This is a genomic window from Roseateles sp. P5_E11, from assembly GCF_054049355.1.
This window is the reverse complement of the sequence record NZ_JBFUMO010000531.1, coordinates 1-4,053: the sequence shown is the minus strand read 5'-3', so window position 1 is coordinate 4,053 and position 4,053 is coordinate 1. Positions and strand designations below refer to the sequence as shown.

Annotated in this window: 3 protein-coding genes; all 3 read left to right on the top strand. The window is 66.1% G+C overall.

Features of this window, described 5'->3' with window-relative positions; translation table 11 throughout:
* Nucleotides 1–1,017, top strand: a 1,017-nt coding sequence (locus tag ACXJKR_RS26345; RefSeq protein WP_457325326.1) for a DegT/DnrJ/EryC1/StrS family aminotransferase, incomplete at its 5' end; no start/stop codon positions are given.
* Between the two features lie 10 nt (nucleotides 1,018–1,027).
* Entirely contained in the window at nucleotides 1,028–2,956 is a 1,929-nt protein-coding gene (locus ACXJKR_RS26340) for an acyltransferase family protein (RefSeq protein ID WP_457325325.1), read from the top strand.
* 216 nt (nucleotides 2,957–3,172) lie between these two features.
* Nucleotides 3,173–4,053: hypothetical protein (locus ACXJKR_RS26335; protein WP_457325324.1), on the top strand; the 881-nt coding region annotated here is incomplete at its 3' end.

Here is a 4,053-nt window from a genome sequence, read left to right as displayed (position 1 = left end):
GGCCAGTACATCCTGGGCCCCGAGGTCAAGGAGATGGAGCAGGCCCTCGTCACCTACACCGGCGCCAAGCACTGCATTAGCGTCGCCAGCGGCACCGAGGCGCTGCTGATCTGCCTGATGGCCCTGGACCTGCAGCCCGGCGATGAAGTCATCACCAGCCCCTTCACCTTCGCGGCCACGGCCGAGATGATCGTGCTGGCGGGCGGCGTGCCCGTCTTTGTCGACATCGAGCCTGGCACTGCCAATATCGACGCCAAGCTCATTGAAGCCGCCATCACCGCCAAGACCAAGGCCATCATGCCGGTCAGCCTGTACGGCCAGGTGGCCGACATGGACGAGATCAACGCCATTGCCGGCAAGCATGGCCTGGCCGTCATCGAGGACGCCGCGCAGAGTTTCGGCGCGTCGTACAAGGGCAGCAAGAGCTGCAACACCTCCACCTTCGGCTGCACCAGCTTCTTCCCGAGCAAGCCGCTGGGCTGCTATGGCGACGGCGGCGCCATCTTCACCAACGACGACGCGCTGGCCCAGGCCTGCCGCGAGATCCGCATCCATGGCCAGAGCCAGCGCTATCTGCACACCCGCGTCGGCGTGGGTGGCCGCATGGACACGCTGCAATGCGCGGTCGTGCTGGGCAAGCTGGATCGTTTCGAGTGGGAGGTCCGCCGCCGGCTCGAACTCGGCGAGGCCTACCGCGCCAAGCTGCAGGCGGCGATCCCGAGCCTGCAATTGCTGGAAGTCCGGCCCGACCGCGATTGCGTCTGGGCGCAATACACCGTCTTCGTGGACGACCGCGAAGCCGTGCAGGCCAAGCTCAAGGCCGCCGGCGTGCCGACCGCCGTGCATTACCCGCGCCCGCTGCATCACCAGCCGGCTTATGCCAAGTACGGCCAGCCGGACGYCTGCCCGCACAGCATCGCCGCGGCGGCTCGCGTCATGAGCCTGCCCATGAGCGCCGACCTCACCGAGGAGCAGCAAGACCAGGTCGTCGGGGCTTTGGCCGCGGCACTGGCCTGACCATTCGCGGATGAAATTCCGGCCCGACATCGAGGGACTTCGGGCCCTGGCCATCGTGCCCGTCGTGGTCTTCCACGCCTGGCCCGCGGCCATGCCCGGCGGCTTTGTCGGGGTGGACATCTTCTTCGTGATCTCGGGCTATCTGATCACGACGCTGCTGCTGCAGCGCCTGGCCGCTGGCAGCTACAGCATCGCCTCCTTCTATGCGGCGCGCATCCGGCGCATCTTCCCGGCGCTGTTCGCGATGCTGGCCTTGGTCGCGCCGGCCTGCCTGCTGCTGCTGGAGCCGCAGGCGCTGCGCGAGTTTGCGCGACTGCTGGGGGCCACGGGGCTGTTCGTCTCCAACATCGAGCTGTACCGGACGACCGGGTATTTCGAAGGAGCCGCCGAGCTCAAGCCCCTGCTGCACACCTGGTCGCTGGCCGTCGAGGAGCAGTACTACATCGTCTTTCCGCCGCTGCTGGCCCTGTTGTGGCGCTTCGCGCGCCGGCATATCGGCATCATGCTGCTGGGCGTGGGCCTCGTGTCGCTGGCCTGGTGCCTGCGGTTGATGCCTTATGACGCCGAGCTGGCCTTCTACGCGGCACCAGCGCGCACCTTCGAGCTGATGATCGGCTCGGGCCTGGCCTGGTGGTCCAGCCGCAGTGATTCACCGCCCGCGCGCCCGGCCTGGGTGGACTCGGGGCTGGGCTGGACGGCGCTCGCGGCCCTCGTCGCCTCGCTGTTGCTGATGCGGGCCGATCACGCTTTCCCGGGGCCGATGGCGCTGTGGCCCTGCCTCGCGACGGCGGCGTTGATCTGGGTCGGTGCCACGCAACGGGCGGTCGCGACGCGCTGGCTGTCGACCGCGCCGCTGCGCTGGATCGGCGCGCATTCGTTTTCGCTCTACCTCTGGCACTGGCCGGTACTGGTGCTGACGCGGCATCTGGTGCTGGACCAGCCCTCGCCGGTGCAGGCCGCGCTGGCCGTGGCCTTGTCCGTCGCGCTGGCCTGGGCCTCGCTGCGCTGGGTGGAGGCACCGGTGCGGCGCTCCAAGGTGGCGCAGCCGGTCATGCTCGTGGCGGGGGCGTCCACCATCGTGGCCAGCCTGGCCGCGGCCTGGGCGCTGACGGCCGTGTCCGACCAGCGTGCCGCCCAGCCGGGCCGCGATGCGGTGCTGCGTGCCGGCGCGAGCGACTTCAGCCTCGACCGCAAGCGCTGCCACTCCAGCGGCAACCGCTGGTTGGACTACGACGCCCGCTGCCTGTTCGGGCCGGCCTCCGCCACGAAGACGCTGGCGGTCTGGGGTGACAGCCATGGCGTCGAGATCGCCCGTGCGTTGGGCGACCAGGCGACGGACCGGCGTGTGGCTCAGCTGACGGGCTCGACCTGCCCGCCGGCGTTGGGCTTCGAGCCCCCCGGCCGGCCACGCTGTGCGGCCGTCAACAGCGCGCTGCTGGAAAGGCTGGTGGCTGACACCAGTGTCGACAGCGTGCTGCTGGTGGCGCGCTACCAGTTCTATCTGGACGGCCCCGGCGCGACGGCCTTCGAGGCGGGCCTGGTGCAAAGCATCCAGCGCCTGCACGCTGCCGGCAAGCAGGTGTTGCTGCTGGACCCGGTGCCCACCTACCACTACCCGGTGCCGGCGGCTCTCGCCATGCGCTGGCGACGCGGAGACGAGCTGGCCGCGCAGGGCCAGATGGCAGCCGACTACCGCATCCGGCAGGCCGCGTMGCTGGCCCTGGTGCAGCGGCTGACCGCTGATGGGCAAGCCGAACGTGTCGGGCTGGACCAGCTGCTGTGCGGCGGCCCGCGTTGTAAGGTGTTGGAGGGGGATGCCAGCCTGTACTTCGACGACAACCACCTCAGCATGACTGGCGCCGCAATAGTCGCCCCCGCCGTGCTGCGGTTGCTGGAGGTCAAGACGACCGCAACTGCGGCTGGGCCTGGTCTTCTCTGATGACGGTGTGCAGGCCAAGGTCAGGCGGCGAGTGTGCCGACGGCGATGCGCAACACGTGCCTGCTGCACCCCCGAGCCGAGGGTTTGGGTTGCGGAATGTCGACGCCAGTGTCCATGTGTGATGTAAAAGTGGTCATTTGATGACGAGGCGAGTCCGCTATGCGCGCTCGCAAGGGAAGAGGGCTCCGTGGACCTCCGCTTCACGTTGAGGTATTGATGGATTCTTTACACATCTCGATTTCGGTTCCTATGCGCGTCCTTCTCAACCGGCTAGTCGCGGTCTTGCTCGGCGCTTGCATCTGTTCCTTGGGACTTGCGGCGAACGACGCGCGCGCTGCGGAATTTATTGCTACATGGCGTCAGATTTCCACGACCAATGCGCCCCCATGGCGCGAGTGGAGCGCCATGACGTGGGTGGACTCGCTCAATCAGGCGGTTTTTTGGGGAGGGGCCGGCGGCGGAGCCTATCTCAACGATGTTTGGGCTTTTGATCCTCTTGCCAAGTCATGGACGCTGCTCGATCCCAATAACAGCTGCGCGGGCAATACTTCGTTCAATAAACCCAATGGCTCRGACGAAAGCGGTGTGGTATTTGATCCCATAAATAACTATTTCTGGCTTTGGAATGGTGGCAGTGGCTACAGATGTGCCAGCCAGCAGGGTTTTACGCGGTCTGCTGGTGCCGGTACGACGGGCACGAAGTTGGTAGATCCGACGCTGCCAGCCACGACGAATGACTTCTACAAGGATTGGCTCGTGCAAAACGGCGGTAGCCCGACTGCCGTGGTCCTGTCCTATGATGCGGCGCTCAAGACGCTGACGTTGGACCGCGATATCGGGATCGGCGCCGGCGCGGCCTATTCCGTATACGCGGACTTCGGAAGCGGTGCTTGGGCATACTCCCTGAGTACTGGGCAATACATCAGGCTGATGGAGCGTCACTGGGGCTATACCGGATTGGCGCCCACAGAGCGTCATAGCCCAGGGTTCGCTGGAGATGGCACCAATGCCTATATGTTCGGAAGTGCCAGCAATGATAATTCATTGTATAAACTGAATTTTTCGACCAGAGAATTTACGCTTGCGATCCCTGCTGG